This window comes from Raineyella sp. W15-4, assembly GCF_033170155.1.
GTDB lineage: Bacteria > Actinomycetota > Actinomycetes > Propionibacteriales > Propionibacteriaceae > Raineyella.
The window spans coordinates 2,494,638-2,518,096 of record NZ_CP137079.1 but is presented as its reverse complement, the minus strand read 5'-3'; the positions used below and the strand labels follow the sequence as shown (position 1 = coordinate 2,518,096).

General features: G+C 71.4%; 21 protein-coding genes. 9 read left to right on the top strand and 12 right to left on the bottom strand.

Annotation, left to right across the window (positions count from 1 at the left end):
• Nucleotides 1-109: 109 nt before the first annotated feature.
• The 5 genes from R0145_RS11740 to R0145_RS11720 form a co-directional block, all read right to left on the bottom strand.
• On the bottom strand, nt 110-1,582 hold the full coding sequence (locus R0145_RS11740) for a GuaB1 family IMP dehydrogenase-related protein (protein WP_317837025.1): 1,473 nt from the start codon (nt 1,580-1,582) through the stop codon (nt 110-112).
• A 158-nt stretch (nt 1,583-1,740) separates the two neighbouring features.
• Nucleotides 1,741-3,471, bottom strand: a complete 1,731-nt coding sequence (locus tag R0145_RS11735) for a ubiquinol-cytochrome c reductase cytochrome b subunit (RefSeq protein WP_317837024.1) — start codon at nt 3,469-3,471, stop codon at nt 1,741-1,743.
• Entirely contained in the window at nt 3,471-4,538 is a 1,068-nt protein-coding gene (locus R0145_RS11730) for a Rieske 2Fe-2S domain-containing protein (protein WP_411742043.1), read from the bottom strand. Before R0145_RS11730 ends, R0145_RS11735 begins: the two co-directional genes overlap by 1 nt.
• Entirely contained in the window at nt 4,535-5,344 is an 810-nt protein-coding gene (locus R0145_RS11725; RefSeq protein WP_317837023.1) for a c-type cytochrome, read from the bottom strand. The genes R0145_RS11730 and R0145_RS11725 overlap by 4 nt, the downstream gene beginning before the upstream one ends.
• A gap of 40 nt (nt 5,345-5,384) precedes the next feature.
• A complete protein-coding gene (locus R0145_RS11720; protein ID WP_317840228.1) occupies nt 5,385-5,963 on the bottom strand; it encodes a heme-copper oxidase subunit III in 579 nt (192 codons plus the stop codon).
• Between the two features lie 391 nt (nt 5,964-6,354).
• Between R0145_RS11720 and R0145_RS11715 the strand changes: the two genes are divergently transcribed.
• Both R0145_RS11715 and trpD read left to right on the top strand, forming a co-directional pair.
• The gene (locus R0145_RS11715) at nt 6,355-6,780 is read left to right on the top strand and encodes a response regulator (protein ID WP_317837022.1); all 426 of its coding nucleotides are present in this window, start codon (nt 6,355-6,357) and stop codon (nt 6,778-6,780) included.
• Between the two features lie 87 nt (nt 6,781-6,867).
• On the top strand, nt 6,868-7,923 hold the full coding sequence (gene trpD / locus R0145_RS11710; protein ID WP_317837021.1) for an anthranilate phosphoribosyltransferase: 1,056 nt from the start codon (nt 6,868-6,870) through the stop codon (nt 7,921-7,923).
• Nucleotides 7,924-7,948: 25 nt separating this feature from the next.
• On the opposite strand, the gene R0145_RS11705 is transcribed toward trpD, so the two are convergent.
• Both R0145_RS11705 and R0145_RS11700 read right to left on the bottom strand, forming a co-directional pair.
• The gene (locus R0145_RS11705; protein ID WP_317837020.1) at nt 7,949-8,677 is read right to left on the bottom strand and encodes a prepilin peptidase; all 729 of its coding nucleotides are present in this window, start codon (nt 8,675-8,677) and stop codon (nt 7,949-7,951) included.
• A 130-nt stretch (nt 8,678-8,807) separates the two neighbouring features.
• Nucleotides 8,808-9,950, bottom strand: coding sequence for a hypothetical protein (locus R0145_RS11700; RefSeq protein WP_317837018.1), 1,143 nt, complete (start codon nt 9,948-9,950; stop codon nt 8,808-8,810).
• Between the two features lie 281 nt (nt 9,951-10,231).
• On the opposite strand from R0145_RS11700, the gene R0145_RS11695 reads away from it, so the two are divergent.
• Both R0145_RS11695 and R0145_RS11690 read left to right on the top strand, forming a co-directional pair.
• Complete coding sequence (locus tag R0145_RS11695) at nt 10,232-10,753, top strand: peptidylprolyl isomerase (RefSeq protein WP_317837017.1); 522 nt, start codon at nt 10,232-10,234, stop codon at nt 10,751-10,753.
• A 79-nt stretch (nt 10,754-10,832) separates the two neighbouring features.
• Nucleotides 10,833-11,663: a rhomboid family intramembrane serine protease gene (locus R0145_RS11690; RefSeq protein ID WP_317837016.1), complete on the top strand. Its 831-nt coding sequence runs from the start codon at nt 10,833-10,835 to the stop codon at nt 11,661-11,663.
• A 59-nt stretch (nt 11,664-11,722) separates the two neighbouring features.
• On the opposite strand, the gene R0145_RS11685 is transcribed toward R0145_RS11690, so the two are convergent.
• Both R0145_RS11685 and R0145_RS11680 read right to left on the bottom strand, forming a co-directional pair.
• Nucleotides 11,723-11,998, bottom strand: a complete 276-nt coding sequence (locus R0145_RS11685; RefSeq protein ID WP_317837015.1) for an Lrp/AsnC ligand binding domain-containing protein — start codon at nt 11,996-11,998, stop codon at nt 11,723-11,725.
• 5 nt (nt 11,999-12,003) lie between these two features.
• A complete protein-coding gene (locus R0145_RS11680; protein WP_317837014.1) occupies nt 12,004-13,875 on the bottom strand; it encodes a DEDD exonuclease domain-containing protein in 1,872 nt (623 codons plus the stop codon).
• Nucleotides 13,876-14,052: 177 nt separating this feature from the next.
• On the opposite strand from R0145_RS11680, the gene R0145_RS11675 reads away from it, so the two are divergent.
• Entirely contained in the window at nt 14,053-14,934 is an 882-nt protein-coding gene (locus tag R0145_RS11675; RefSeq protein ID WP_317837013.1) for a hypothetical protein, read from the top strand.
• Between the two features lie 11 nt (nt 14,935-14,945).
• Nucleotides 14,946-15,917 (top strand): ROK family glucokinase, encoded by a 972-nt coding sequence (locus R0145_RS11670; protein WP_317837012.1) that lies wholly within the window; start codon nt 14,946-14,948, stop codon nt 15,915-15,917.
• A gap of 51 nt (nt 15,918-15,968) precedes the next feature.
• Here the strand turns inward: R0145_RS11670 and R0145_RS11665 are convergent, their stop codons facing one another.
• Nucleotides 15,969-16,745: an alpha/beta hydrolase gene (locus tag R0145_RS11665; protein WP_317837011.1), complete on the bottom strand. Its 777-nt coding sequence runs from the start codon at nt 16,743-16,745 to the stop codon at nt 15,969-15,971.
• Between the two features lie 169 nt (nt 16,746-16,914).
• On the opposite strand from R0145_RS11665, the gene R0145_RS11660 reads away from it, so the two are divergent.
• The 3 genes from R0145_RS11660 (at nt 16,915) to R0145_RS11650 (ending at nt 19,969) form a co-directional block, all read left to right on the top strand.
• Entirely contained in the window at nt 16,915-17,682 is a 768-nt protein-coding gene (locus R0145_RS11660) for a lysophospholipid acyltransferase family protein (protein WP_317840227.1), read from the top strand.
• 110 nt (nt 17,683-17,792) lie between these two features.
• Nucleotides 17,793-19,142, top strand: coding sequence for a class II 3-deoxy-7-phosphoheptulonate synthase (locus R0145_RS11655; protein WP_411742118.1), 1,350 nt, complete (start codon nt 17,793-17,795; stop codon nt 19,140-19,142).
• 29 nt (nt 19,143-19,171) lie between these two features.
• Nucleotides 19,172-19,969: a hypothetical protein gene (locus R0145_RS11650; protein WP_317837009.1), complete on the top strand. Its 798-nt coding sequence runs from the start codon at nt 19,172-19,174 to the stop codon at nt 19,967-19,969.
• Here R0145_RS11650 and R0145_RS11645 read toward each other — a convergent pair.
• Nucleotides 19,922-20,914 (bottom strand): cutinase family protein, encoded by a 993-nt coding sequence (locus R0145_RS11645; RefSeq protein ID WP_317837007.1) that lies wholly within the window; start codon nt 20,912-20,914, stop codon nt 19,922-19,924. The genes R0145_RS11650 and R0145_RS11645 overlap by 48 nt on opposite strands.
• Before the next feature lie 252 nt (nt 20,915-21,166).
• Nucleotides 21,167-23,326 carry a Stk1 family PASTA domain-containing Ser/Thr kinase gene (locus R0145_RS11640; protein WP_317837006.1) on the bottom strand — a complete coding sequence of 720 codons (2,160 nt, stop codon included), beginning with the start codon at nt 23,324-23,326 and terminating at the stop codon, nt 21,167-21,169.
• Between the last annotated feature and the right edge of the window lie 133 nt (nt 23,327-23,459).

The following is a 23,459-nucleotide window of genomic DNA, read 5'->3' as shown; positions in this document are numbered from 1 at the left end:
CTGCACTGACAGGCGAGGGGCCCGGACGGTCGATCCGTCCGGGCCCCTCGTCGTCCCGCCCTTCGTCGTCCTACGAGCGGCCGGGGAGGACGGGAAGAAGCAGGCCGGGTCACCAGCTCTGCAGCAGCGGGCGCCCCTCCTCGTACCCGGAGGTCGACTGGACCCCCACGACGGCGCGGTCATGGAACTGGGCCAGGTCGCGGGCGCCGGCGTACGTGCAGCTGGACCGCACGCCGGAGGTGATGAAGTCCAGCAGGTCCTCCACGCCGGGACGGCGCGGATCGAGGTACATCCGCGAGCTGGAGATCCCTTCCTCGAACAGGCCGGCGCGGGCCCGCTCGAAGGCACCCGAGCCGTGCGTACGGCTGCGGACGGCCCGCGAGGAGGCCATCCCGAAGCTCTCCTTGTAGAGCCGGCCCTCCGGGTCCACCTGCATCTCGCCGGTCGACTCGTGCGTTCCGGCGAACCAGGAGCCGATCATCACCGAGCCGGCGCCGGCGGCCAGCGCGAGAGCGACGTCGCGCGGGTGGCGTACGCCACCGTCCGCCCAGACAGCCCGGCCCTCGGCGCGAGCGGCCTCGGCGCATTCCAGCACCGCACTGAACTGGGGACGGCCCACCCCGGTCTGCATCCGGGTGGTGCACATCGCACCCGGTCCGACGCCGACCTTGAGCACGTCGGCGCCCGCGGCGATCAGGTCGAGCACCCCGGAGGTGGTGACGACATTGCCGGCGACGATCGGCACCCGGACGCCGGTACGCCCCGCCACCTCGTCGCGAACGGTCCGGACCGCGGCCAGGGCCTGCAGCATCCGGTCCTGGTGGCCGTGGGCGGTGTCGACGACCAGGACGTCGGCCTCGGAGGCCAGCAGGTCGTGCGTACGCCCCTCGACGTCCCCGCTGATTCCAACGGCGGCACCCACCATCAGCCGGCCTCGGGCGTCGACGGCGGGCTGGTAGATGGTGGCGCGGACGGCACTCTTCCGGGTCATGATCCCCAGCAGCAGGTCACCGTCGGCGATCACGGCCACGTCGAGGTGATGGTTCTCCAATGCCTCGAACACCGCGGTGGGGTCGGTGTCCGGCGGGAGGGTGAGGAAGTCGGTCCGCATCACCTCGTGCGCCTGCGCGAACCGGTCCACGTCGGAGGCGTTCTGCGGTTCCAGCAGCCCGATGACCCGGCCGTCCTCGATCACCACCGCCACGCCGTGTGAGCGCTTGTGGATCACCGTCATGGCCTGTCCGACCGTGGTGTCCGGGGTGATGTGGATCGGCGTGTCGAACACCGTGTGGGCGCCCTTGACCCGGCGGATCGACCGGTCGATCTGGTCCGTCGGGATGTCCTGCGGCAGGATCGCGATACCGCCGCGCCGCGCCACCGTCTCGGCCATCCGGCGACCGGCGATGGCCGTCATGTTGGCCACGACGATCGGCAGGGGAGTGCCGATGCCGTCGGTGCTGGTGAGATCGACATCGAAGCGTGACGTGACGTTGGACCGGCTGGGCGCCATGAACACGTCGCTGTACGTCAGATCGACGGTGGGCGGGCTGGTGAGGAATCGCACGGCCCCATTGTCACCCATCCACCGAAGGGCGCTGCGCCGCGCGCGCCGGGGGGAGACTCCTCTGCGCCACGCGAGTGGGGATCAACCGTACGCTGCGCCGCCCGCGCCGGGGGGGAGACCATCAGGGGCCCCCGCCGTTGTGGCGGGGGCCCCTGAGGATGGCGTGGCGAGACGGATCAGTGCTTCTCGGAGCCCTCCAACTCGGGCTCCGTCGAGGTCTCGACCTCGCCGTGCGCGTGCGCCTCCTCGAGCTCCTCACGGGTGGGAGTGGGCAGGTTGCTGTCGGACCACCAGTGGGAGGCCCGGGCCCGGGCCCCGGAGACCTGCTGGCCGTCCCGCTGGACCCCACGGGCATCGGTGTCGGTACCCCGGTCGAGCGCCGGCACCTGGTCGAGCGAGGTGAGGGCGTACGCCTCTTCCTGACTGATCGGCACGTGCTCCTCGTAGTAGCCGCCCTCGGCATTGCGGTGCATGTCGCCGGACGGCGAGCCGTGCAGCAGCCGTTCCTGGTCGTGCTTCTGCCTGCCCAGGCAGATCCGTTTGGTGACCCAGAAGGCGATCACCGGCACGACGAAGATCGCGAACCGCAGGAACCAGGAGATCGCGTTGAGCGACAGCTTGAAGTGGGTGGCGATCAGGTCGTTCGCACCACCGAACTGGAGCAGCAGCATGAAGGTGATGATCGCGACGCCGAACGCGGTCCGGGTCGGATTGTCCTGCGGGCGCTCCAGCAGGTTGTGCGGCTGGGTGTCACCGGTGTACCACTGCTCGATCCACGGCCAGAGCGCCATCAGGGTGAAGAAGGCACCGAGCAGGATCACGCCGGGGATGAAGATGTTCCATGACCAGGTGGTGTGGCCCCAATGGGACTCCCAGCCCGGCATGATCCGGACCGCACCCTCGACCCAGCCCATGTACCAGTCGGGCTGGGAGCCGGCGGTGACCTGCGCCGGATTGTACGGGCCGTACGTCCAGACCGGGTTGATGGTGATCAGGGCGCCGAACAGGGCGAGCGTGCCCCAGGTGAGGAAGAACAGGCCGCCGGCCTTGGCGATGTACACCGGGAAGGCCGGCTCGCCGACGACGTTGTTCTCGGTCCGGCCCGGGCCCGGGTACTGGGTGTGGTGGTAGTAGGAGACCAGCCCCACGTGGGCGGCCACCAGGGCCAGGATCAGCGCCGGGATCAGCAGGATGTGCACCATGTAGAGCCGGGAGACGATCAGGTCGCCGGGGAACTCGCCGTTGAAGACGAAGAACTCGACCCAGGTGCCGACCAGCGGGATGGAGCGCATCAGGCCGTCGGCGAACCGCAGGCCGGTGCCGGACAGCAGGTCGTCCGGCAGGGAGTAGCCGGAGAAGCCGCCCATGGTGGCCAGGAAGAGCAGCGCCACCCCCAGGATCCACTGGATCTCGCGAGGCTTGCGGAATGCGCCGGTGAAGAAGACCCGGGCAGCGTGGACGAAGGCGGCCGCGACGAAGAGCAGGGCGGCCCAGTGGTGCATCTGGCGCAGCAGCAGGCCGCCGCGGATGTCCATCGAGATGTTGATCGTCGACTCGAACGCCTGGGACATCATCATGCCCCGCATCAGCTGGTACGAGCCGTTGTACTCGACCTCGGCCATCGAGGGCTTGAACCACAGGGTCAGGAAGACGCCGGTGATCAGCAGGACCACGAAGCTCCACAGCGCGATCTCACCGATCAGGAACGACCAGTGGTTCGGGAAGACGTAACGCAACGCGGCCTTCCCGAGCCCGGCGATGCCGGCCCGGTCGTCCAGCCACCGGGCCTTCCCGCCCTGCTTGACCAGGGCCGGGGGCAGGTCGATGTCCTGCGCCGAGGCGGTGCGCGTGGTGGTTGCCGCGTCGCCCGGATCGCGGGGTTCCGAGACGGATGTGGGCTTGGCCATCACGCGTCACCTTCCTTGAAATCGTTGCGCGAGTCACGTTCGAAGAAGCTCGGCCCCACCGGGACGGTGAAGTCCTGGGTCGCGATGAGGTAGCCCTGGGTGTCGACCCCGATCTTGAGCTGGGGCAGCGAGCGGGCGGCCGGCCCGAAGACCACCCGGCCGGAGTTGCCGAGGTCGAAGGTCGACTGGTGGCAGGGGCACAGCAGGTGGTGCGTCTGCTGTTCCCACAGGGTGATCGGGCAGCCGACGTGGGTGCAGATCTTCGAGTAGCAGAGGATGCCCGACACCTGCCAGTCCTTGCGGGAGGCGGGGATGTTGATCGAGGCAGGATCCATCCGGACGAGGATGATCGACGACTTGGCCTTCTGCTGCTGGTACTCCACGTCGTGATAGTTCTGCAGGTTCTCCGGCTGGGCGTTGACCAGCTGGCCGATCTCGACGTCGGAGGCCTTGATCGGCTTCCAGGTGATGTCGTTGACCAGCCGGATCGGCTTCTGCGGCGTCGCCTCGGCGAAGATGGTCCGCTCGATCGTCTGGGCGCGCTTGCGGCCGGTCGGCCACGGGCCCATGCCGGCGAGGGTCACCACCAGCGGCAGGGCGAACAGACCCAGCGCACCGCCGAGGCTGCCGAGGAGGAACCGGCGGCGAGCCACACCGGAGGCGCGGACGCCCTCACTCAGCGTCACCAGGGCCTCGGTGCGATCCTCCTCGGACGAGGACGGGGCATGCCGTTCCTGGGTGACCTCGTCGTCGTCCATCAGGTTGCGACCCCAGGTGACGGCGCCGACCCCGATCAGGAAGATCGCCAGGCCCATCGTGGTGCCGAAGACCACGTTGTGGAGGCTGCTGTGGAAGGAGCCGATCTCGATCTGGACGCCGAGCGGGATGGCGAAGTACGCCACCACGGAGGCCAGGGCGGACAGTGCGGACACGGCGAACGCCACGACGACGCGGCCCTCTGCGTGCTTCGCCGCGTGCGGATTGGTGGAGACCCAGCTGGGCACCTCGTCGAGGCCCGGATCGTCCACCGGCCGCTGCTGAAGCTGGTTGGTCGTGTTGTCGTTCACTTGGAGCGTGCTCCCTTCGAGGTGACCCAGACGGCGAGCACGATCAGGCCGCCGATGCCCACGACCCAGGCCCACAGGCCCTCGGTCACCGGGCCCATGCTGCCGAGGGACAGGCCGCCACCGCTGCTGCCGGTGCCCCCGTTCACGCTCTTCAGGTAGCCGATGATCTCCTGGGCGTCCTGGTCGGAGATGACGTTCTTGGAGAAGACCGGCATCTGCTGCGGGCCGATGCGCATGGCTTCGTAGATGTGCACCGAGTCCACGTTGGCCAGGGAGGGGGCGAACTTGCCGTTCGGCAGCGCGCCGCCCTTGCCGGTGATGTTGTGGCAGGCCGAGCAGTTGGTCCGGAACAGCTCACCGCCGCGGGCGAGTTCCTCGTCGGTCAGGTTCGTCGGGTCGACGACCGAGGCGGACGGGATCGCCGGGCCGGAGCCGAGGGTGGCAACGTACGCGGAGATAGCGGAGATCTCGTCCTGGGAGAACTCGGTCTTCTTGCGCGGCGCCTGCTGGCCGGGACGCGACATCGGCATCCGGCCGGTGCCCATCTGGAAGTCGACGGAGGCGGCGCCGACACCGACCAGGGACGGACCCTGGGTGGTGCCCTCGCCGTTCAGCCCGTGGCAGGAGGAGCAGGAGACCTGGAACAGGGCCTTGCCCTGTTCGACCTGCTGGGACAGGCCGGGGGCGGCGGAAACCCGGGTACCCGGCATGACGAGCGCGTACACGGCTCCGACCAGGAACAGGGCGAGCACCAGGATGAGTGGCTTGGCAGCCGGGTGTCGCCTCCGCGTGGACAGATACTTCACAGCAATGTGCCTCTCTGTGGGGTGGGGTCCGTGACGCTCGTCAGTGCAGGAAGTAGATCACCGAGAACAGGATGATCCACACCACGTCGACGAAGTGCCAGTAGTACGAGAGGGCGATCGCGCTGACCGCCTGCTCGTGCGTGAAGGTCCGCGCGAGGTAGGTGCGGGCCATGATGAACAGGAAGCCGACGAGGCCGCCGAGCACGTGGAGGCCGTGGAAGCCCGTGCCGAAGAAGAAGACCGAGCCGTAGGCGAACGACTGCGGGGTGAGGCCCTCGGAGAACAGTGTCGCGTACTCCATGATCTGCCCCGAGATGAAGAAGGCACCCATCAGGAAGGTGAGCGTGTACCACTCACGCATCCCCCAGCCCGCGACGTTCACCAGCGACCCGGTACGCTTCACCCGTCCGTGTTCGGCCGCGTGCACCCCCAGCTGACAGGTGATCGACGACGCCACCAGCACGATGGTCACCACCGTTGCCTTCGGGACGTCGAGCCACTCGGCAGGGGTCCATCCGCCGGTACCGGCCGCCGCGTGGATGTTGCGCATGTTGAAGTACGCCGCGAAGATCGCGGCGAAGAACATGAGCTCGGACGCCAACCAGATCCACATGCCCACGGCGAGCGGATCAGGCCGGCCCTGCAGGCCGCGGAGTCGGGTGTTCGGGACGGAATGGAGGGCTCCGGTGGGAATGGCCCGCCCGGCGCCCAGCAAGTCAGATGAAGAAGCCACGTGTGCATTATGGCCGGATTCAGTGTCCGGCGCTTCCCGTCACGGACCTCGGGCCGGTTTGGTTGGGTGATCGTTACGTGGACCGGTGCGATGAGAGTGGATCCCGGTGATCACGACGGGTGCAATGTGTCTGCCGTCACTTCCGAAGGGTCTTGACCTTTTCCGTCAGACGGCACGGGAAGGAATGCGGGAGGCCTGGCGGCGGTCGGCGCGGGGCGGCTGCGAGGCTGACGCTACGATGCATCTGTTTGCTGGAGCCGAGTCCCGAGGAGGGCAGATGAGCGCAGACGCGTCCGCCGCAGACAAGACGGTGACGGTCCTGCTGTACTCCGATGACCGTCAGGTGCGTGAGAACCTGAAACTGGCGCTGGGGCGGCGAGTGGCCGCCGATCTGCCCGAGGTCGTGATCGTCGAGACGGCCACGCACGCCGCGGTCGACCACGCCATCCGGCAGGGGGGCATCGACCTGGCCATCCTCGACGGAGAGGCCGCACCGGCCGGCGGGATGGGCATCTCCAAGCAGTTCAAGGAGGAGATCGCCGACTGCCCGCCGATCCTGCTGCTGGTGATCCGCAAGGACGACGCCTGGCTGTCCGCCTGGTCCCTCGCGGACGCCGTCGAGCGGTACCCGATCGACCCGGTCACCTTCCCGGGGACCGTCGCCGAGTTGCTCCGCCGGCGGCTGCAGACCACCGGGGTCTGAGGCCCAAGGCCAGCGGGGTCCGAGCATCCCGCCCGACCGTCCACGCGACCCCGTCCGGGGTCCGGAAGAAACCCGAGGAGGAGTGAGATGACCACGAGGAGTTACCGCTGGCCGGACGTACTGACCGGCCTGCTCAACGGCGAGAGTATGACGTCCGAGGCCACCGAGTGGGCGATGCGCGAGATCCTCGGGGGCAATGCCACCCCGGTGCAGATCGCCGGGTTCGCGGTGGCCCTGCGTGCCAAGGGGGAGACCGTCGAAGAGGTGACCGCCCTCTCCGACGTGATGTTGCAGTTCGCCCGCCCGGTCCACGTGGCGAATCGGGCGGTGGACGTCGTGGGGTCGGGCGGGGACCGAGCCAACACGGTGAACATCTCGACCATGTCGGCGATCGTCGCCGCCGCGGCCGGGGCCAAGGTCGTCAAGCACGGCAACCGTGCGGCGTCGTCGCTCTGCGGGACCGCCGACTGTCTCGAGGCCCTCGGTCTGGTCCTTGACCTGGCGCCGGAGAAGCAGCAGCAGGTGATGGACGAGGAAGGGATCGTCTTCCTCTTCGCGCCGCTCTACCACGGTTCGCTGAAGTACGCCGCCAGCTCCCGCCGGGAGCTGGGCATCGCCACCATCTTCAACTACCTCGGCCCGTTGTCGAACCCGGCCCACCCCCAGGCCCAGGCCATCGGGATCGCCAACGAGGCGATGGCCGGTCTGCTGGCCGGAGTGCTGGCGCGGCGGGGCAACCAGGGCATGGTCTTCTACGGCGGCGACGGGCTCGACGAGCTCACCACCACCACGTCCTCGAAGATCTGGCTGATCCGGGACGGCCGGGTCGTGCCCACCCGGCTCGACCCGCTCGACCTGGGCATCCCGCGGGCCGAGAAGTCCGACCTGGTGGGCGGCAAGCCCGCGGTGAACGCGGCGATCGTCCGGGAAACCTTCGCCGGGAAGACCGGACCCGTCCGCGACATCGTCGTCCTCAACGCCGCCGCCACCATCCTGGCGTACGACGGACCGGATCTCGACGCGGCGGTGACCGAGCAGTTCCGGACGTACGTCGAGCGTGCCCGGGAGGCCATCGACAGCGGTCGCGCGCTGGCACGTCTGGACAGCTGGATCGCGACCACCCGTCGGCTGGCCCAGGACTGACCCTCGCGGCGGCCGAGGGGCCTCGTCACCCGAGCGGCCCCGCTGCGTCGAGCAGGATGGACGCGGCGGGGCCGAGCCACATCCACGGACCGTACGGGAACGGCCCACGGCGTCCGGTCAATGAGCGGACCGTTCCCCACAGTGCCCCGAGGACGCTGCCGGCGAGCAGCGCCACCCACCAGCCGGTCCACGACACCGACGCCCCGAGTGCCCCGATCAGCGGGCTGATTCGGACGTCCCCGAAGCCCAGGCCGTGGCCGACCCGCCACAGCAGCAGGTAGAACGCCGTTGCGGCGAGCGCCCCGAGCAGCACCCGGACGGTCTCGGCGGTCCGGACGCCGGCGCCGCCGGGCCCGGACAGCGCGGAAATGACGATCGCCACCGCCGCCACCATCCAGACACCGCGGGTGAGCCGGAGCGGCAGCCAAGTGGTCCGTGCGTCAACAGCCACCAGCACGGCGAACAGGGTGGACCAGACCAGCCACAGCGGCAGCCAGCCTGCCGGGGCCAGGGTGAGGACCGTCACCGTGGCAGCGGCGCCGAGGCCGCCGCAGGCCAGCGTAAAGCCGGGGGTGGCGAGATCGGGGTAGTGCGGAGGGACGTCGTCGGGATCCCCGGTGCCGGCCGGGCGCTCCGCGCCGGCGGTGGGATCAGTGCCTGACGGGGCCTGCGTCGGCAGCCGACGCAGCATCGGGCCGGTCAGCGCGGCGACCAGCCCGCCGATCGTCAGTGCCACGGCGACAGGAAGCAGCATCGGCATGATCGCGGTCATCCCGCCCCGGGACGCGCGGCGTCGCGGGGGCCGGGTCCGCGCCGGGGGAGGATGCACGAGGGGCGGAAGGTCATCATGCCCCTTCCGCCCCTGGTGACAGCCGGCCCGCCGGTCAGCGGGTCGCCTTGATGAACCCGGCGGCCGAGGCCGCCTCTTCGGTGGCGAACCACACATCGGTGACAGTGCGCTCATAGGAATCGGAGCCGGGCAGGTGGTACTTCATCGAGCGGGGGTTGCCCTTGATGACGTAGCCCTCCGGCGGCTCGGTGCCCACGTACGAGTCGGCACCGTAGCTGGTTGCGGTGTCGGTGGACACGGTGCTGTCCGCCTCGGTGACGGCGCCGCCCTCACCGATCATCTCCGCCTCGACCTCGGCGGTCTCGTCGTCCATCTCGTCCGGTTCCGTGGCGTCCGGTTCCGTGGCGGCCTCCTGCTCGGCAGGGGCGGGAGCGCTGGGAGCGGCGGGTGCCGGCGGGGTGGGCTGGTAGTTCTGCCAGGCATCCTCCTTGGGGGAGCCGAGCTTCTTGGCGACCAGGATCCCGATGCCGATCAGACCGGCCAGGATCAGCAGCACCTTCCAGGTGCCACCACCCTTGCGGCCCGCGCGGGCGGCGAGCTTCTCCTCGGCCACGGCCAGCTTGGCCTGGGTCTTCGCCAGCTTCGCGGCCGCCTTGGCCTCCTTGCGGGCCTTTCGTCCCTTCGGAGCGACGGCTGCCGGCTCGGGTTCGGGTGCTGCGGCCTCGGCGGCGACGGCCTCGGCCGCCCTGTCCAGGAACTTCTCGGCGCGGGGCACGACGTCCTCCTTGATCCGGGTGGCGGCCTCCTCGGCCAACGGACCCACCGCGAGCAGGGCCTGCTCGAGGCGGGGGGCGAGGGTGTCCAGAGTGCCGCGGGCGCCGGCGACGCCGCGGACCTTCGCCTCGTGGGCGACCGGGGCGAGTCGAGCCTGCGCCTCCTGGGCGACCGGGGCGAGCCGGGCCTGGGCCTCCTGGGCATACTCGGTGAGGATCTCCTGCGCCTGGGTGCCGCGCTCCCGGGCCTGCTCGGCGAACGGAGCGAGCTTGGCCTGCGCCGTCGCGGTGAACGGGGCGATCCGGGTCTGGGCGTCCGCGACCCGGGCGGCGCCGATCTCACGGGCCTGGTCGAGGTAGGGGGTGGCCGCCTTGATGGCCGCGTCGACGGCATCGACACCGACCTCGGTGAGGGACTTCGGCACCTCGGCCTCGATGACGACCTTCTGGGTGTTGCTCTTCACTCTTGCCTCCGAATTCGTCTGTCAGCGCCTGTCACACCCGGGCCGCTCGGCCCGGGGACGGGCGGCGCCCCTCCGGCGTAGCTCCAGCCTAGCGACCGCCATTCCACATCTGACAGATTCGGGGAGGGTTCTTCGTGGAAGCGCCACAGACCGGTGCCCCGCCCCAGTCGACCCGGAGGTCCCCGGTCGTCACCATTGTCCGCTGCGGCGGGCGTGACAAGATGGACAGGACATGACCGTGTCGTCGGGTCGCCACCCGTCGACCCGACGAAAGGCAGCTCGTGGGCAACTCCACCGCAATCCTGCACACCAATCACGGGGACATCACCCTCACCTTGTTCGACGACATGGCCCCGAAGACGGTGGCCAACTTCGTGGGCCTCGCCGACGGCACCAAGGAGTACGTCGACCCGACGTCGGGCGAGCGGGTCACCGGGCGGTTCTACGACGGGCTCACCTTCCACCGCGTCATCCCGGGCTTCATGATCCAGGGCGGGTGCCCGATCGGGAACGGGACCGGCGACCCCGGCTACAAGTTCGCCGACGAGTTCCACCCCGAACTCGCCTTCAACAAGCCCTACCTGCTGGCGATGGCCAACGCCGGTCCCAACACCAACGGCTCGCAGTTCTTCATCACCGTCGATCCGACCCCCTGGCTGAACCGGAAGCACACCATCTTCGGTGAGGTCGCCGATGAGGCCTCCCGCAAGGTCGTCGACGAGATCGCCGCGGTCCGCACCGGCCGCGCCGACCGCCCCACCACCCCGGTGGTGATGGAGACCGTCGAGATCGTCGCGGGCTGACCCGACCGTGACACAGCCGATGGGGAGCCCGGGCCTCGACGGCCCGGGCTTCCGCCCCTGCTACCGGCACCCTGACCGGATGACCGGCATCACCTGTCAACGTTGCGGACGGCCGATCTGCGGCGAGTGCATGATCCCGGCCTCGGTCGGATTCCAGTGTCCGGAGTGTGTCGCCCGCGCCCGGTCCCGGGAGCGGGACACCCGTACGACCGCGCGGCGCACCCGCCCGCGTGGCTCCGGCGCTGGCCGGCTCGCCACCCTGCGCTCGCAGAGCGCCACTGTGCTGCTGATCGGCCTGATCGTCGTCATCCAGGCCGTCGACTCCGTCTCGCTCGGTCTGGTCCAGGGTCTGCTGGCCTACCAGGGCCAGGCTGTGCTGGCCGGTCAGGTGTGGCGGCTGGTCACCCACGTGCTCGTCTCCGGCGGGATCCTCGCCCTGGTCATCAACGGCTTCGTGCTGTGGATGTTCGGCCGGACGATGGAGACGATGTGGGGTCGCTGGCGCTTCCTGGCGACCTATTTCCTCGCCGGTCTGGGGGCCGCGGTGCTGATGCTCGCCGCCGGCCCCACGATGGTGGTCCTCGGTGGCGCCTCGACCTCGATCATCGGGCTGCTGGCCGCGAACGCGGGCGCCAAGTTCCACGACCGGGAGGATGCCAGGGCGGACCTCGTCCTGCTGGCGGTCCTGATCGCCTTCAGCATCTTCAGCTACCCCGCCATCGTGCTCGCCGATGTGGGGGCGATCCTTGCCGGCGGTGCCTGCGGATGGTTGTGGTCCACCACGCCCGGTCCCCGCGCCGGGCGCCGGCGCGGGTCGATGACCCGATCCGACCAACTGCACCTGTGGGGTGCGGTGGCGATCCTGGGGGTCTGCGTCGTGGTGGCGGCGGTGGCCTTCCTCGTGCGCTGACCCCGGTCTGCCGGCGGCCGCGCCGGCAGACCGGCGGGTCGGGCGCCGGGTGGCCGGGATCAGTTGCCGAGGCTGAAGGCCGCCTCGAGGTCGTGCTTGGAGAAGGCCCGGAAGGCGATGTGGGTCTCGGTCTCGATGATGCCATCGACCTTGTTCAGCCGGTCGGAGACGACCGCCGACAGGTCGTCGAGCTCGCGGACCCGGACCATCGCCACCAGGTCGATCGTGCCGGTGACGGAATAGACCTCGGTCACGCCGTCGAGGTCGGCGATCTTCTGGGCGACCTCGGGGATGCGGTCGGTCTCGGCGTTGACGAACACGATTGCGGTGACCATGGCCGTCATCCTAGTGCGCGGTCCGCACGCAGACCGGCCAGCACCCGGGGCAGAGCCGCCGGTGTCACCGTGGTCCGCAGCGGCCACATCCAGTCACCCCGGATGTCGATCAGGCGTACCCCCGGCTCCTCCAGCCACGACGCGATCAGCCCGGTCTCCTCGGGGACGGCCGCGCCGCCGTGCCGGGGTGCCGGGACGGACTCGGCCAGCAGGACCGCCTCCTCGGCCACCCGGACCGCGGACTCGCCGGGGCGGGTCCGGGCGGCACCGGCCAACCGCCCGTACCGCACCACATGGATCTCCCACCCGGGCCGTCCGGCCGCGCCCGCCGGTGCGAAGGTATCGGTGGTCCGCCGGGCGGCGACGAGTTGTGGGCAGCCGGCCAGCGAGGCGATCCGGTGGTGCCGGCGGCTGGTGTCCAGATACCCCTGCAGCCGCGAGCGCACCTCGTCGGCCTCCTCGAACCGCTCCTGGTCGCTCAGCGGCCCGATCCGCGCGGCATGGGCGTGCACCACGGCGGTCACGTCGCCGGCCATCGCGGCCGCCACCTCGCCGATCAGCGCCCGGTAGTCCTCCCGGGAGATCCGGTGGTCGCACGGTGCCGGACACCGCCCCATCTCGGCGAGGGCACAGGCGCCGGTGGGGCGTCGTACGCTCAGCCGGGTCGTGCACCGGCGGACCGGGAACGCCTCCTGCAGCGCCTCCAGCACCGGTTGGGCGGCCTCCCGGCCCGGGAACGGGCCGAACCGCACCTTGTCCCCCGGATCCCGGACGACGGACAGCCGCGGATAGGCCTCCTCGGTGAGCGCGATCCAGACCGGGTGCGCCGCCCGCTTGGAGCGGCGGTTGTAGCGCGGCTGGTGGGCGGTGATCAGGCGCACCTCGCGCACCTTCGCCTCCAGCGGCGTACGGCACTCGACGCAGCCGACGCCCTCGGCCTGCCGGATCATGTCCTCCATCCGGGCGCGCCGCTCCGAGGCGGTGAAGTAGCCCTGCACCCGGCGGCGGATGTCGACACTGGTGCCCACGTAGAGGACCTCCAGTGGCGCGTCCTGGTGGTCCTCCCCTGCCGGGTCGGGCAGTGGCGGGTCGGGCGCCGGCGGCGGGTCTGCGGGCTCCGGTGTCGGCCCGGCGGTCCGGGGCGTACGCCGGTCGCTGCGGTAGAACCAGTAGACGCCCGGGGCGTGCGGCAGGTCCTTGGCCCAGGGGGCGCGCTGCCGGCGGGCGGGGGAGACCGGGCGCATCATCGCGATCAGGTCCTCCAAGGTGGTGACGCCGCGGTTGCCGACCCGGGCGATCAAGTAGTGCAGCAGGTCGACGGTCGCCCGGACGTCCTCCAGGGCCCGGTGTGTCGGGGTGGTGTCGGCCCGCACGTGGGCGGCGAGGGTGCTCAGCGCGTAGTTGCGCACCTCGGTGCGCGGGATGATCTGGCGGGCCAGCGCCAGCGTGTCCAGCACCTGGCGGGGCTGCCAGGGGTAGCCCAGGCTGTCGCAGCCGCGCCGCAGGAAGCCCATGTCGAAGCGGGCGTTGTGGGCGACCAGCACGCAGCCGTGGCTGAACTCCAGGAAGGCCGGCAGCACCGCCGGCAGCGTCGGTGCTCCACGCAACAGCGCCGGGGTGATCCCGGTGAGCGCGCTGATCTCCGTCGGGACGGGGCGTCCGGGATCGATCAGGGTCTGGAACTCGCCGACCGTCTCACCCGCCCGCACGTGGGAGGCACCGATCTCGGTGATCGCCGCGTCCCGGCCGGTCCCGGTCGTCTCCAGATCGACCACGCAGAAGTCGACCGCGACCAGGGGCTCGCCGAGGTCACCGAACGACGGCTGCAGGTCGTCGGTCGTCCGGGGCATGCCGTCGAGAGGCAGCTGGCTGATCACGGACAGCAGGCTAGGCGGGGCCACTGACATCGAGCCGGACGCCGGGCGCGGGGCGCGCCGATCAGGTATCCGCGGTCACGCGGCCACCTATCCTGGGGCGGACGTGGCGATCGGGGCGGAGGTGGCGACCGGCCGCCCGGCCGGCGGCGCCGAGCAGCCGTACGGCGAGGAGGACGGGTGCAGGGCGCAGGAGCATCGGAGGTCCGCGGGGCGTGGGCGGCGGTGGCCGGGGTGCTCGCCGCCGCAGCGGTGTTGCTCACCCTCGCCGCCCCCGCCCCCGCTGTCCCGGGCCGGTCCGCCGCGCCGGCCGCCCCGTCCCGGCCGGCCGCCTCGCTGCGGCTCGCCGACGGCACCCTGGTCAGCTGCGCCGCCCGCACCGACTGCGCGGTGTGGGCCACCGCGTTGCGCCGGGCCGAGGCCGCCCTCGACCCGCTGCTGCCGGCACAGCCTCCGGTCGGCGATGTCACCGTGGTGGCCCCGACCACGGCCGGTCAGGCGGCGCTGCTCGGTGTCGCGACGACCGACCGCCCGGCGGCGACCACGCTGGTGGTCGGGGCCGGCCTGATCGCACGCGGTCTCGCTCCGGCGGACCAGCGGGGACGGACCTGGATCGTGGTGAACCCCGACGTGGCCCGGGCCGGTGGTGACCTGCCGACGCAGGTGTTGACCCATGAGCTGGTCCATGCCCGCACCCGGTCGGCCGAACTCGCCGGGCCGCTGTGGGTCGAGGAGGGTTACGCGGTGGCGCTGACCCACCGGGCCCTCGGTCCTGGCGCCGGGCCGGTGCCGCCGCCGTCGGCCGCCGGGGCCGAGGCCGCCGCTCTCGCCGCGGCGGCTGACTCCGCGACCGTCCCGGCCGGGGCGTGGCCGTCCGACGGCTGGCTGCCGCGGACCACCGACGAGTACGGCGTGGCCGGGCAGATCGTCACCGATCTCGCCGCGCGCATCGGCTGGGACGGCGTGGCACGCTGGTACGCGGCATCGGAGGCGGGCACCGGATCGCTCGCCGCCGCCCGGGCGGAGCTGACTCGCCCGGACGGCCTCGACCAGCGGGGATGAGGGAGACGGACATGTCCACAGCGGACCGGCAGCCGGCGATCGGGATCGACATCGGCGGTTCCAAGGTCGCCGCGGCGGTGGTGGACCCGGACGGACGGATGCTGGGGCGTCGTACGATTCCCACGCCGACGGATCGGGCGGACGCGGTCGAAGAGGTGATCGTGGAGCTGGTCGACACCCTGGCGGCGGAACATGCCGCCTGCGCGGTCGGGATCGGCGCCGCCGGCTGGGTGGACGAGACCCGCCGGCTGGTCAGGTTCTCCCCACACCTGGCCTGGCGCAACGAACCCCTGGTGGACCGCCTCGAGGCGCGGCTGGCTCTGCCGGTGGTGGTCGACAACGACGCCAACGCCGCAGCCTGGGGCGAATACCGGTTCGGTGCCGGCCAGGGCAGCGGCACCTTCGCGATGATCACCCTCGGGACGGGGATCGGCGGCGGCCTCGTCCTCGGCGGCGAGGTGCATCGCGGCCGCTGGGGGGTGGCCGGCGAGTGGGGCCATCTGTGCGTCGTCCCCGACGGCCAGATCTGCCCGTGCGGCAACCGGGGCTGCTGGGAGCAGTACTGCTCCGGCGAGGCGCTGCGCCGCGAGGCCGTCGCCCTGGCCGGGACCGGCTCCCCGCGGGCGCTGCCGCTGCTGGACCGGGTCGGGCACGACCCGGCCGCAATCCGGGGACACCACGTCACCGCCGCTGCGCTCGATGGCGACCCGGCCTGCGAGGAGATCCTCACCGGGGTCGGCGAGTGGCTCGGCCGCGGTCTGGCCGGGCTGGCCGCGGTCCTCGATCCGGAGCGCTTCGTGATCGGCGGTGGCGTCAGCGAGGCGGGCGACAAGCTGCTCGGTCCGGCCCGGACCTCCTTCGCCCGGCACCTGACCGGTCGCGGCTTCCGGCCGATGGCCGAGATCCTGCCGGCCCGGCTCGGCAACGACGCCGGGCTGATCGGCGCCGCGGACCTGGCCCAGCGCGGACTGGCCGGGGCCTGAGCCGGCCGGCGGACACCGCCGGTCCGGCCGGGTGGGCCGGCGGCCGGGCGGTCAGCGCCGGGTCGGGAACCGGTCGAAGAAGTCGGCGGTCCCGGCCTGGATCTGTGCGGAGTCGTTGTCGAGCGTCGCCACGTGGTAGGAGTCCTCGAGCATTCGTACGGTCAGGTCGCACGGCGCGCGTCGCAGCAGCTCCAGCGAGCTGTCGTCGACCACGTGGTCGACGGTCGAGCGGAACACCAGCGTCGGCGCCGTCAGCCGGTCCAGCTGCGAGGCCACGTCGCGCCACAGCCGACGCATCGAGTTCGCGGCCGCCAGCGGCGTACGGTCGTACGCGTACTCGCGGGGCCCGGGCTTCTTGATGTCACCGGAGATCCCCGGGATCGACCCGACCAGCCGGGACAGCACCGGCAGCAGCAGGTAGCGAGGGTCGGCGGTGCCCAGCGACGGGTTGACCAGCGCGACGGCGGGGATCTCCGGGTGCTGCTCGGCCAGCCGGACGGCCAGCGCCCCGCCCATCGACATCCCGCCGACGAACACCACCTCGTGGTCGGCCGCGAGTCGCGCGTACTCCTGCTCCTCCCGGTCGTACCAGTCGGTCCAGGCGGTCCGGTTCATCTCCTGCCAGGTCGTGCCGTGCCCGGGCAGCCGCGGCACCGAGACGTCGTACCCCCGGGCGGCGAGCCGGTCGGCCCACGGCCGCAGTGACGACGGGGTGCTGGTGAAGCCGTGACAGAGCAGTACGGCGCGGGAGCCGGCTGCCGCCGTCAGGCGGTACCCCCGGGACTCGGGGTTGACGGTGACGACCGGCCGGACGGGGCGGTTGACCATGCTCCGACTCTAGCCGGATCGTCCCGCCCGGGGGCAAGGCCGAGGCCGGCCGGACGACGATCGCGAGCCCGCCGAGCAGGCACGATTGGGTAGGCTGAGCTGTCCGCAGATCCGTGGCCGCAGCGGCGTACGGGTCGGTCCCCGACCACCGGAGGTGCCCGTGTCCGAGATGGCGTACTCACTGTTCAAGCGCCTGTTGTTCCGCCCGGCGATCGTCGGGCTGTGGCGTCCTTGGGTCGAGGGTGACGAGAACATCCCCGCGGTGGGGCCGGCGCTGCTGGCGAGCAACCACATCTCGGCCGGTGACACGGTGATGCTGCCCGCGATGATCCGCCGCCGGATGGTCTTCCCGGCCAAGTCCGAGGCCTTCCACGGCAAGGACCTGAGGTCCCGGGTGGTGGCCTGGTTCCTCAAGGCCGTCGGGATGCACCCGATGGACCGCTCCGGGGGGCGGGCCAGCGCCGAGAGCCTGACGGACGTCTCGGAGGTGCTCGAGCAGGGGGACCTGCTCGGCATCTACCCCGAAGGCACCCGCTCGCCGGACGGCCGGCTCTACAAGGGCAAGACCGGCGTCGCCCGGCTCACCCTGCACTCCGGCGCCCCGGTGATCCCGGTCGCGATGATCAACTCCCAACTGGTCAAGGGCCCCTTCGGCATCCCACTGATGCGCAAGCCCGGGATCCGGATCGGCCGGCCGCTCGACTTCTCGGAGTACCGCGGACGGGACAACGACCGTGAGGTGCTGCGCTGGATCACCGACCGGGTGATGGCCGCCATCGCGGAGCTGTCCGGTCAGGAGTACGTCGACGCGTACGGCACCAGCGTGAAGTCGGGCAACTTCACTGCTGAGCAGCTCGCCGCCAAGGTGTTGGCCCGCCCCGGACTCGGCGCCCGGAAGCCGCCGGCGGAGGTCCCCGGCGCCTCACCGCAGGACTGAGCGGCTGAGCGCCGATTCCGCGGGACGACGGAGGAGCGTTGGTGTTTCCGCCTAGACTCGTCCGCGTGTCTGATGCATCACGGATCCCCTCCCTCGGCCAGCTGCACGCCATGAATCCGGCCCAGCAGCCGAGCTATGCGGATCAGGCCGAGCTGGCCGACGTCATCGCCCGGCTGCGGACCCGCCCGCCGCTGGTCTTCGCGGGGGAATGTGACGAGCTGCGGACCAAGCTGGCGGCCGTCGCCCGCGGCGAGGGGTTCGTCCTGCAGGGCGGGGACTGCGCGGAGACCTTCGCCGGCGTGACTGCGGCCAACATCCAGAACAAGCTGCGGACGCTGCTGTCGATGGCGGTCGTGATGACGTACGCCGCGCAGGTGCCGATCGTCAAGATCGGCCGGATCGCCGGGCAGTACGCCAAGCCCCGCTCCAAGGACACCGAGACCCGCTCGGGGGTCACCCTGCCCGCCTACCGCGGCGACGCGGTGAACGGGTTCGACTTCACCCCGGAGTCCCGTCGGCACGATCCGAAGCGGCTGTTGGAGACCTACAACTCGTCCTCGGCGACGATGAACCTGGCCCGTGCCCTGCTCACCGGCGGGTTCGCGGACCTGCGCACCGCCCACTCCTGGAACGCCGACTTCGTCCGGTCCGCCCCGGTGAACGAGCGCTACACCGAGCTGGTGCAGGAGATCGAGCGGGCGCTGGCCTTCATGGTCTCCTGCGGCATGGACGACGAGGCGATGCACACCGTCGACTTCTACTCCTCCCACGAGGCGCTGCTGCTCGACTACGAGCACGCGATGACCCGGATCGACTCGCGCACCCACACGCCGTACGACGTGTCCGGCCACTTCATCTGGATCGGCGAGCGCACCCGGCAGCTCGACGGTGCGCACGTCGAGTTCCTGCGGCACCTGCGCAACCCGATCGGGATCAAGCTCGGCCCGAGCACCTCGGCGCAGGACGCGCTGGCCCTGGCGGACAAGATCGATCCGGACCGCGAGCCGGGCCGGCTGACCCTGATCACCCGGATGGGCGCCGGCAGGATCCGTACGGTGCTGCCGCCGGTGATCGAGGAGGTGATGGCCTCGGGACGCCAGCCGGTCTGGATGTGCGATCCGATGCACGGCAACACGTTCACCACCGACAACGGTGTCAAGACCCGCGCCTTCTCCGATGTCGCGGACGAGGTCGACGGCTTCTTCGGGGTGCACGAGCAGTGCGGCACCTGGCCGGGCGGCATCCACATCGAGCTCACCGGTGACGACGTCACCGAGTGCGTCGGTGGCGTCGACGAGCTCGGCGAGGACGACCTGGGTGAACGCTACGAGACCCTCTGCGATCCGCGGCTCAACCGCAACCAGTCCCTCGAACTGGCGTTCACCGTCGCCCAACGGCTGACCGAGGGGCGGATCAAGCGGGCCAACCCGGTCCAGGAGTACACCCCGAAGACGTTCTGAGTGCGCGACCGGTCAGGAGGGGACGCCTGATGTCCGAACCGTTCCGGATCCTCACGGTCTGCACCGGCAACATCTGCCGGTCCCCGGCCGCCGAGTTCCTGCTGCGTCGGGAGCTCGGCGCCGGGGTGGCGGTGACGAGTGCAGGCGTCGCGGCGCTGGTGGACGAGCCGGTGGATCCGCAGATGGCCGACCGGCTGCGCGCCGACGGCCTCGGCACCGAGGGATTCCGAGCCCGGCGGCTCACCCCGGCGATGATCGAGGCGGCGGATCTGGTGCTGGCGATGACGCGCGCCCACCGGGCCGAGGTGGTGACCGCGGTGCCGCGGGCGCTGGGACGGGCGTTCACCCTGACCGAGTACGCCACGATCCTCGACCAGTGGGTCGAGTGCGGTCGCCGGCGGCCCTTCTACACCGTCCGGACACCGGACCGGCTCGCGGAGTTCACCGCCGTGGCGGCCCGGTTGCGGGGCACAGTGCGGTTCGCCGCGCCGGAGGAGTACGACATCCCCGACCCGTTCCGGGCTGCGCCGGAGGTCTACGACGTGGCGTACGGCCGGATCGGTGCGGCCGTCGCTGCGGTGGCCGCCGGACTGAGGGGAGGCGAGCCGACGGCCGGAGTCCCCGTCCGGGCGACGCCGATGCCGTCCTTCCGTCCGCCCGCGTCCGTTCCGGGGGCCCAGGTCCAGCGGCCGGCTCCCACGTGGCAGGCGCCGGGCGGTGCCGATCTTCCGGCTCCGCGGGCCGAGACGCCGTGGGTACCGGAGCGGGACCGGCGGGAATCAGGCCAGCGCGGGCTTCGAGGTCTGTTCCGGCGCCGTCGTCCGTGACCGGGTCTGGGCGGCGACATCGGACGCGGCCTGACGTACGGCGGTCGGGTCGGTCAGGTAGCTGTTCATGTGGATGTCGAAGCCGCGCAGCATGTTCGAGGGCGAGGCGCTGGACACGGTGAAGTCGCACACCGAGTCGCCGGCATTGCAGATGGTGTGCCAGCGGTCCGGGTGGTCCCAGAAGGTGTCCACGTCCGAGGCGGTCGGGCGGTAGCGGTTGCCGGCCATGAACGGCGCCGCGTACGAGATGCCGTAGTGGTCCGTGCCGGTGGCGGTGGTGCCGTAGAGATGACCCGAGTCGTCGGGGAGCCGGTCGGGGTCGGCGATCTCCAGCACCCCGTCGATCCGGTCCATCAGCCCCGGGCCGTACGCCGAGGGGTGGGCGGCCATGTCGGCCATCGCGCGGTGGGTGACGATCGCGCCCTGCGACTTCCCGGAGAGTACGTAGTGCTCGGTGGGGCAGTTGACCGATCGCTCGGCCAGCACCGCCTCGAGCTTGGTCACCCCGGTGTCGATGCTGCGGAAGAAGTCCTGGGAGGAGTACGGGGAGGCGAGAGTGGTGACCGGCGTCGAGGGATAGTCGATCGACATCGCCGAGGCGGAGTGGCCCGGGATCTCCATCCGGTACTGCTGCCAGGCGAGGGCCGACTCCGGGCCCATCCCGTAGAGGCTCGACTCCGGGGTCTCACCGGATCCCCGGACGCCGATGAACATCACGTCCTGGCACGGGATGACCGTGGTCATCTGGGGATCGGGAGCGGTCCGCGTCGCCGCATCGGCGGGCATCCCGACGATCGCACCGTAGAGGGCGAGACCGGCGCCGAGGCCGGCCGCCACGCGGCGACGCCGGCGGCGGCCGAGGGACTGTCGGGCGAAGACGGGGGATCGGTCGGGACGGAGCATGCCGGCGAGGGTGGCGAGGCGGGTCAAGCGGGGGAAGCGCACGCAGTGTTCCTCGGGTCGGGCAAGGGCGGTGTTCCGGGGGCGGAGGCCCCGGCGCCCTGATGAAGGTCTGTGATCAGGGTACGGGGGCGGTCCGCCGAATAACGAATCGTTATCGTCCGGCGGCACAGGCACGGCTCAGGAAGGACGGTCGACGGGGGTGGGTCCGTCCCGGGCCACCGCCCGGGACCTGGCCCCGGGACGTGGCACGAATCACGCTCCCCGGCCGGGGGCGGCTGCAGACCGGGAAGGGCATCAGACCAGGAAGAGGGTGATGGTGCTGCCCTTGGCGACCATCGTCCCGGGGTCGGAGGAGGTGCGGGCGACGTAGCCCAGGCCGAGGTAGTTGACGTCGACCGGTTGGGTGGTGGTCTTGAAGCCGGCCTTGGTCATCGCGTCCTGGGCGTCCTGCACCGACTTCCCCTTGACGTCCGGCACCGCCACCTGTGGCGGCCCCTTGGAGATGGTGAGTGCCACCGTGTCGCCGCGGTACAGGGTGCCGTCGGCCGGGGTCTGGCCCATCACCTTGCCGGCCGCCACCTGGTCGGAGAAGTCCTCCCCGGTGACCACCCGGAGGCCCTTGCCCGCCAGCATGGCCACGGCGTCCTTGGCGTCCCGGTTGTACCAGGTGGTGACGGTGATCGGCTGGCGGCCCTTCGACACGGTCAGGTCGACGGCCGTGCCGGGCTTGACCGAGGTGCCGGGCTGCACCGACGCCGAGATCACGCTGCCCTCGGCCACGTCCTCGCTCCAGGCCTCGGCGACGGTGCCGACGGCCAGATGCGCGGCCCGCAGCGAGTCCTGGGCAGCGGCGCTGTCCGTGCCGAGCACCGGTGGCACGTCGTAGCGCTCCGGGCCCTTGGACAGCACGGCGGTCAGGGTGGCCCCCCGGGCGATCTCCTCGCCGGGGCCGGGCACCGTGGCGATCACCCGGCCGGTCGGCACGGTCTCCGAGAACTCCTCGGTGGTGGCGAACGCCAGTCCGGCGGCCTTGACGGCGGCCGCCGCCTCCGGCTGGGTCAGGCTGGTCACTGCGGGGGCGGGCAGATAGCGTCCGGCGGCCAGCCACCACACACCGACGGTGAGCGCGAGGACCGTCACCAGCGTGATGACGATCGACACCGCCCGGCGGGTGCGCCGGCGGCGCGTCTCGCGGGCGATCTCGTACGCCCCGGAATCGGCCCATTCGGTGTCCACCGGCTCGACCGGCTCAGATCCGGCCTCGACGGTGGGGGTCCCGGACCGGGGCACCGCCGGTGACGATGCCGGGGCGGGGGCCGGCGCCTCGGCGGTGGTCGCGTCGGCTGCCTCGGTCGTATCGACCGGCGGTGCCGCCTCGGTCGCGTCGGTTGCCCCGGCGGTGGCCGCGGTGGCGATCGTCTCCGCTGCCCCGGCGGCCGCGGCCGCGTGCGCGTCGGCCAGCGCGGCCATCGCCCGGCGGGTGGGGGTGTACTCGATGTCGACCGGCTCGGTGTCGTCGAGGGAGTTCGGGTCCGCGAGCAGGGTGGTCAGGTGCGGGTCGTGCATGATCCCGGAGGACAGCGCCTTGCGGGCGCGCCGGACCCCGTCGAGGAAGGCCCGGGCATCGCGGGGACGCCGGTCCGGGTCGCGTGCGGTGGCGGCGCCGACCAGGGCGTCCAGGTAGGGCGGGATGCCGTCCGGGGACCGGCGCCAGTCGGTGTCGACCCAGGCGGACGGCTTCGGGACGTCGCGGTGGACGTGGGCGTACGCCACCTGGATCGGGGTGTCACCGGTGTGCGGCTTCCTGCCGGTCAGCATCTCGAACAGCATGATGCCGGCCGAGTAGACGTCCGAGCGGGTGTCGGCGTAGCCGTGCTCGACCAGCTCGGGCGGCAGGTAGGAGACTGTGCCGACCAGCAGTCCCTGGGTCGCGGCGGCGGACTGGGCGGTCACCGCCCGGGCGAGACCGAAATCGGCGACCTTCAACAGGCCGCGGCGCGAGATCAGGACGTTCTCCGGCTTCACGTCCCGGTGGATCAGCCCGGAGTCGTGCGCGGCCGCGAGGGCCGACAGGATCGGGTCGATCAGGTCCAGCGACCGGGTCGGGGTCAGCGGAGCGTCGCGACTGACCAGTCGCCGCAGGGTCGAGCCCTCGACCAGTTCCATCACGATGTACGGACGGCCGAAATCGTTGCCCTGATCGAAAACTGAGACTATGTTGGGATGCGACAGGTGCGCGGCCGCCCGGGCCTCGCGATCGAAGTTCGTCGCGAAGTCCTGGTCGTCACCGAGGCCCTCGTGCATGACCTTGACCGCGACGGTGCGGTCGAGCCGCCGGTCCTCCGCGCGGTAGACGGTGGCCATGCCACCGCGGGCCAGGCGCGCGATGATCTCGTAGCGATCATCGAGGGCTCGGCCGATCAAGGGGTCGACGACAGTGCTGGAATGGGTCACGTCTGCTCCTAACACGGTCGAATGGGGAAGGGGCCGTGTCAGCCTCGGCACATGAGTCTAGAGGTGGGGTCGAGGGTTTCCGGGGTAGCGACACGGCGGAGTTCACAGCGTTCACTCAGCTGCCGGCCTCCGT

Excerpts from the sequence above, each read along its gene's own strand:
- R0145_RS11740 (WP_317837025.1), bottom strand. The coding sequence starts at position 1,582 with ATGGGTGACAATGGGGCCGTGCGATTCCTCACCAGCCCGCCCACCGTC.
- R0145_RS11735 (WP_317837024.1), bottom strand. The coding sequence starts at position 3,471 with ATGGCCAAGCCCACATCCGTCTCGGAACCCCGCGATCCGGGCGACGCG.
- R0145_RS11715 (WP_317837022.1), top strand. The coding sequence starts at position 6,355 with ATGAGCGCAGACGCGTCCGCCGCAGACAAGACGGTGACGGTCCTGCTG.
- trpD (WP_317837021.1), top strand. The coding sequence starts at position 6,868 with ATGACCACGAGGAGTTACCGCTGGCCGGACGTACTGACCGGCCTGCTC.
- R0145_RS11705 (WP_317837020.1), bottom strand. The coding sequence starts at position 8,677 with ATGCTGCTTCCTGTCGCCGTGGCACTGACGATCGGCGGGCTGGTCGCC.
- R0145_RS11690 (WP_317837016.1), top strand. The coding sequence starts at position 10,833 with ATGACCGGCATCACCTGTCAACGTTGCGGACGGCCGATCTGCGGCGAG.
- R0145_RS11685 (WP_317837015.1), bottom strand. The coding sequence starts at position 11,998 with ATGGTCACCGCAATCGTGTTCGTCAACGCCGAGACCGACCGCATCCCC.
- R0145_RS11670 (WP_317837012.1), top strand. The coding sequence starts at position 14,946 with ATGTCCACAGCGGACCGGCAGCCGGCGATCGGGATCGACATCGGCGGT.
- R0145_RS11665 (WP_317837011.1), bottom strand. The coding sequence starts at position 16,745 with ATGGTCAACCGCCCCGTCCGGCCGGTCGTCACCGTCAACCCCGAGTCC.
- R0145_RS11660 (WP_317840227.1), top strand. The coding sequence starts at position 16,915 with ATGGCGTACTCACTGTTCAAGCGCCTGTTGTTCCGCCCGGCGATCGTC.
- R0145_RS11655 (WP_411742118.1), top strand. The coding sequence starts at position 17,793 with ATGAATCCGGCCCAGCAGCCGAGCTATGCGGATCAGGCCGAGCTGGCC.
- R0145_RS11650 (WP_317837009.1), top strand. The coding sequence starts at position 19,172 with ATGTCCGAACCGTTCCGGATCCTCACGGTCTGCACCGGCAACATCTGC.